Source organism: Rhizobium sp. PDO1-076 (assembly GCF_000247475.1).
Taxonomy (GTDB): Bacteria; Pseudomonadota; Alphaproteobacteria; order Rhizobiales; family Rhizobiaceae; genus Allorhizobium.
In genome coordinates, this window is the sequence record NZ_AHZC01000118.1 from 1 (window position 1) to 5726 (window position 5726).

5 protein-coding genes are annotated in these 5726 nt (G+C 57.6%); 2 read left to right on the forward strand and 3 right to left on the reverse strand.

Features of this window, described 5'->3' with window-relative positions; translation table 11 throughout:
- Positions 1-65: 65 nt before the first annotated feature.
- Positions 66-1064 carry an alpha/beta fold hydrolase gene (locus PDO_RS08990; RefSeq protein ID WP_007600628.1) on the reverse strand — a complete coding sequence of 333 codons (999 nt, stop codon included), beginning with the start codon at positions 1062-1064 and terminating at the stop codon, positions 66-68.
- Between the two features lie 130 nt (positions 1065-1194).
- On the opposite strand from PDO_RS08990, the gene PDO_RS08995 reads away from it, so the two are divergent.
- Positions 1195-2109, forward strand: a complete 915-nt coding sequence (locus PDO_RS08995) for a LysR substrate-binding domain-containing protein (protein WP_007600630.1) — start codon at positions 1195-1197, stop codon at positions 2107-2109.
- A gap of 22 nt (positions 2110-2131) precedes the next feature.
- Here PDO_RS08995 and PDO_RS09000 read toward each other — a convergent pair whose 3' ends face one another.
- Both PDO_RS09000 and PDO_RS09005 read right to left on the reverse strand, forming a co-directional pair.
- On the reverse strand, positions 2132-2665 hold the full coding sequence (locus PDO_RS09000) for an antibiotic biosynthesis monooxygenase (RefSeq protein ID WP_007600632.1): 534 nt from the start codon (positions 2663-2665) through the stop codon (positions 2132-2134).
- 72 nt (positions 2666-2737) lie between these two features.
- Positions 2738-5095 carry a membrane-bound PQQ-dependent dehydrogenase, glucose/quinate/shikimate family gene (locus tag PDO_RS09005; protein WP_037073131.1) on the reverse strand — a complete coding sequence of 786 codons (2358 nt, stop codon included), beginning with the start codon at positions 5093-5095 and terminating at the stop codon, positions 2738-2740.
- A 392-nt stretch (positions 5096-5487) separates the two neighbouring features.
- Between PDO_RS09005 and PDO_RS28750 the strand changes: the two genes are divergently transcribed.
- Positions 5488-5726: alpha-ketoglutarate-dependent dioxygenase AlkB family protein (locus tag PDO_RS28750; RefSeq protein WP_210161511.1), on the forward strand; the 239-nt coding region annotated here is incomplete at its 3' end.

Consider the following 5726-nt stretch of genomic DNA (forward strand, 5'->3'; position numbering starts at 1 on the left):
TCCTATGACAGTGGCGGACATCTTCCGCCTCGTGTGTGTGTGAGTTCAAGCCATTGGAGGCCCGATCAGCGCTCCAGGAACGATGCAAGATCGTCCGTGAACTTCGTGGGGTTTTTGAAAGCAAGGAAATGGTCACCCTGCTCTTCGGCCTTGTAGACATGTAACTCCGAGCCCGGGATCACGGACTGCATCCACCGTTGGCTTGGCACATTGTTGCTGTTTTCACCGGTGAAGATGGCGGTTGGCACATCGATCTTATGGCTGACGACATCGCGCCAGTCGTTCATCGCGTGATCGAAGAGGACAAGGCTCATGAACTTCGGGTCGTTCTTGATGAACTCCCGAGCAAAGGCTTCCGAATTCTGGAAGGCCGGAGAGCCATTTTCCATGTAGCGTCGCATGGCGTTCATATCGACGACCTGATCGTTTGTCGGCGCACCGCCAAAGGCTGCAATCATGCGCTCAGGCGATGTGGTCATGCCGCCGGCATCAAGCCGTTCTTGCTCCGACCAGTCGGCGTGAGTGTAGATTGAGATCGGCTCGTCAATGAACGCCGCCTTGCGGATATTGTCCGTGCCGAACAGATCGATATAGCTCCAGATGACGGACGCCCCCATCGACCAGCCGCACAGGTCAACTTTCTCGACACCGAGATGGCCGATGAACTCGTTCAGATCCGCGCCAAAGCGGGCGATCCGCGTACCGTATTGGACATTCTCGGAGAGGCCCTGATTGCGCGGATCGATCACATAGACATGATATTTCTGGGCAAGCAGGTACATGACATTGACGTATTCAGCGCCGTTGGCCGACCAGCCGGGAATGAAGATCAGCGGCCGGCCGCTGCCCGCCTCCCAATAGGAAAGCTTGACAGCATCGCTGGTCTCAAAGCTGTTGATCTGTAGCCCGGTGAAGTCGGAGAGCTTCGTCGGCAGGCCTTCAATCTTGTTGGGAAAGACATAGTCCTTACCAAGCACTTCAATCGCGGGTGCCGCGAATGCAATGCTCGCGGACAAGAGCAGACCTGACAAGGCGCTCATTGTGGACAGAAACTTTTGAGCCATTTCACAAACCCTGCATTTTGGGCGACGAGTTCGCGCTCGTCGTGAACCCTTGCCGATGAACCTGTGGTAATGTAAATCTGAAAGACGATAAACAGATCGAAATCTACGATGAGTAGAGGAATTTGCTACAATGGCTCAGCTTGAGCAACTCAACGGCATCATCAGCTTTGTCGAAGCGGGAACCCTTCTGAGTTTCACCGCAGCCGCAGACAAGCTGGGCGTGACGAAGTCCGCCGTGGGCAAAAGCGTTGCCCGGCTGGAAGAGAGGCTCGGTGTAAAGCTCCTGCATCGCAGCACCCGCAAGCTGACTTTGACGCCCGATGGAGAGGCCTATCTGGCCAGTTGCCGTCACGCTCTCGAAGAAATCGGTTCTGCGGAAAATGCGCTCGCCGCAAAAAGCCAGCAGCTCGCCGGTCGATTGCGGATTGATGCACCTGCTGCCTGGGGCCGGCAGATTCTGCTGCCCTTGCTTGCGAAGATCACAAAGCAACATCCCGGCCTTTGCCTGTCCCTGTCGCTGACTGACAGGATCATCGATCCGGTCGAGGAGGGTGTGGATCTTGCCATCCGGTTTGGCGAGACGAAAAGCACCACCGGGCTGATCACCCGCAAGCTGACCGAACAAAGAGCGCTGATCGTTGCCTCACCGGATTATCTCAAAGCACGCGGTGAGCCTGTCACGGTCGAGGACTTGCAGGAGCATGACTGCATTGTTGGTTTCCGCCGGGATATCCCAAACACATGGCGGGTCAAGGCGACAGACGGCACAATCTATCGTGTTACACCACCGCCGACCCATGAGATCGGTGACGGCGCGGCGATTGTCGATGCTGCAGTGGCAAGCCTTGGACTAGCACAAATGCCAAGTTCGCTGGTTGCCAATCATATCACAGCCGGAAGACTTGTCTCGGTTCTGGAGGCGTTCACCGGGGCAAAAATCGAGATCTCCGCCATCTGGCCATCGACAAAGCAGCTTCTCCCGCGCGTCAGGCATGTCGTTGAGATCCTCGCAGACGAGGGCCGCCGCGGAAACCTCGGCGAGTAGACAGACGTCCATACCCGTTTTTTTACCGCTTCAGCCACCAGGCCAGCCAGCGCAACAGGCGCGGCATGACGATCCAGTACATGGCAAAGACGATCAACACGGTCAGGATCATCATTCTGAGAATGAATGGCAGGGCCGTCAGGAGGGGAAACAGGAAGGCCACGGCCAAGGACGCCAGTGGAAATATTCCCATCCAGGTCACCACAGCCATCCGCCAGCGTGCCGGTTGTTTCTGACCTTCCAGACCCGTAGCCGAGAACCACAAGTCGGTCGTATTGAAGACCCGGTACTCGGGCTCATGGTCCGAGACATGCCGCAAGCGTTCATGCCACTCGGCCGCATCCTTCGAGTTGCGCCAGATATCGAGGGCCGCCTGCGTCGTGAAGCACTGGACGATATGAAATTCCTCGCCGTCCATTCTTGGCGGAATGACGGTCGAGAACAGATAACCGGGTGATCTCGAGCAGGCGGCGAGCATGTCCCGAACTAGACGCTCATAATGGGCTTCCTGACCGGGATTGGCGCGACGGTGGATGATGCGGGTAACCTGTGACATGCCGAACTCTGTCTCCTGACGTGGGATGTGACCGCAGGATGGCCCCTTGCCAATCCTGCGGATACTGAACCGTCACTGTGTCTTGGGAAGCGCGTAGGCGACGATGTAATCGCCGTAGTCTGGAGCCGCACGAGCGCCATTCGCGGTGACCACGACATACTGTCTGCCGTCTTCTGGCGACATGAAGACCAGCGGCGTTGAGCCTGCGCCAACCGGAAGCGGGCTTTTCCAGACGACCTCGCCGGTCATGACATCGACGGCACGCAGGTAATAGTCGGATGTCGCAGAGAAGAACACCAGACCCGAAGCCGTCGGCGTAGCGCCACCAAGGGTCGGCATGCCCAGTTCGATCGGCAGATGCGTTTTCATCCCGAGCGGGCCGAACTGCTCGGGGGTGCCCATGGAACGGTGCCAGAGAACTTCCTGGGTCTTCATGTCGACCGCAGCCATGGTGCCGAATGGAGGAGTGGTGCATGGTACTCCAAGGAAGGACTGAACCATGCCCCGCTCTGCACCATAGGGCGTTTCCTTCATCGGAACGACGCCGCCCGTGCTATGCGATGCCTTGCCCGACGCTTTGGTGCGGGCGATTTCGTCCTCACGGCTCAGCAAACGACCCTTCATCGCAACGCGCATATCATTGACGATCATGATGTCACGGCTCTTGTCGATCGCCTGACCACCCCAATTGGTGGTGCCATACCAGGACGGGTTCTGGAGATACCACTGCATCTGCGGCGGCGTGTAGTCGCCGACGTAATACAGTTCCTTGAACTGGATACGGCAATTGAGCTGATCGATCGGCGTGATGCCCCACATCATTTGTTCGGTCAAAACGGAGTCACGGAAAGACGGCATGCCGACAGAGTAGGGCTGCGTGGGGGAAAGCTTTTCGCCGGCCACGCCATTGGTCGGGACCGGACGCTCTTCGACCGCTGTGATCGGCTTTCCCGTGCGCCGATCAAGAACGAAGATCTCGCCGTTCTTTGCGGCCTGCACAAGAGCGGGAATCCGTCCACCCTTGCCGTCCGGCATGTCGTAGAGAACAGGTTTCGAGGGGAGGTCGAGGTCCCAGACGTCGTGATGGACAAGCTGGAATGTCCACCGTTCTTCTCCCGTCGTCGCATCGACTGCGACAACGGACGAACCGACGCGATCAGTTTCAGCAGTACGGTGGCCACCAAAGAGGTCCGGTGTTCCATTGCCGGTCGGCAGATAGACCATGTTCAACTCGTCATCATAGCTGGGGGTAGCCCACATATTCGGCGTGCTGCGGGTGTAGCTTTGACCTTCCGGCGGAGGATTGGGTTGTCCCGGACGCCCGACGTCCCAGGCCCAGGCCAGCTGGCCCGTGACGGCGTCGAAAGCCCGCACAACACCAGAGGGCTCGTCAGCGGACTGATTGTCCATCACCCAGCCACCGACAATCAGGTTTCTACCGGCGAGAAGCGGTCCGGATGTGGGATTGTAGAAGCCTGGAATGACGGCGCCCATGCCAGCGGCCAGGAAGACCGTGCCACTATCGCCGAAGCTTTCAACTGGCTGTCCAGTTACGGCATCAAGCGCGATCAGGCGCATGTCACCGGTCGTCACATAGAGGCGCTTCTTGCCAGGTACGTCGTCCGCCAGACCCGGAACATCGAAATAAGCAAGCGAACGACACCGCATCCAATGGGCGGTCGCGTCAGGCTTTACGCCCGGATCGAAATGCCAGAGCTGTTCACCGGTATCGCCGCGGACGGCAAACACCTGGTTTGTCGGCGTGCAGGGATAGAGAGTGTTGCCGATCTGGAGAGGTGTGTTCTGATTTTCGCTGCCGTTTCCGGTAATGTCGCCGGTATGAAACGTCCAGGCAACCTCGAGCTCTTTGACGTTATCCCGATTGATCTGGCTGTAAGGAGCAAATTGTTCGCCTGATGGCGTGCGTCCAAAGCCGACCCAGCTGTCAGGCTCTCTTTCGGGCTTGTAGTCGGCTGCCACGGTCGGTGTAGAGGTCGGCTTCACGAGCCAGATGGGGCTGAATGCGCTGATAAAGGCCAGGACCACCGCGACGGACAAGACGGCAGAAACGCCATATGAAATCGGGCGAATATGCCGGACGCGCGAGGCGCCTCGCAAACTGGGCATGCACAGGCCAATCATGAGCCCGAGTACGGCAAACATCCCAAGCCGGGCCGCCAAAGGCCAGAACTGCAAACCAACTTCCCAGAGCGCCCACAGGAGAGTGACGAGATAAAAGGCTGCGAAAACGTATCCCGCCCGAACATCAGCCCGCGCCAGAAAGTAAGCCGTCGCGATCAAGGCGGCGGCAGAAACAAGGTAATAGAGCGATCCACCAAGCAGCAAAAGCTGGTAGCCGCCGTAGAGAAAGTAGGCTCCGATCGCGAGCAGCACCACGGCAAGCGCAAGCGCATACACTCTGGCACCCATGGACACTTTCGTTCCGTTGACGTCTAAAACAGATAGCAAGACACACTCCTCTTGGCTGGCTCTCGGTGGCAATCTTGAGGCCCACTCGTTCAAGCCGATGCCGAACGGCGACGCTCCCGGGCGTTGCAGGAATTATTGGCGTGAAGTGTACGTGTGTACCCATCCATTCGCGCAGACCCCTGCCGGGCACGAATGTCCCGAAGCGGGCAGCCGTCACCTAGTTAAGGCCGAGGAGGAGCAGGATAAATGTAACATCTGGCTACACAGAGTAGCATGCAGATCTACAATGCGCTCGAATCATAGGATCAACAAGACGTGAGAGCTACCGAGACGTGCGTTTTTGCGGAATAGGCGCTAAACCATTCCAACGATTTATGGTGGAAGGGCGTAACGTGACACTCGATTTATTCAATGAATCCCGGCGGCTGCCACTGGTTGATGCAGAAGTGGTTTATCATCCCTCTCCGGACCTTGGCATTCCGACCGATGGTCTCTACGCGCGGCTACGAGAGGAGATTGCCTGGGAGCAACATTTTGTGCGCATTGAAGGCAGAACAATTCCTCAGCCAAGACTGAGCAGTTGGTATGGTGAAGTCGTCCATTCCTATTCAACACTGGCACATACCCTCAG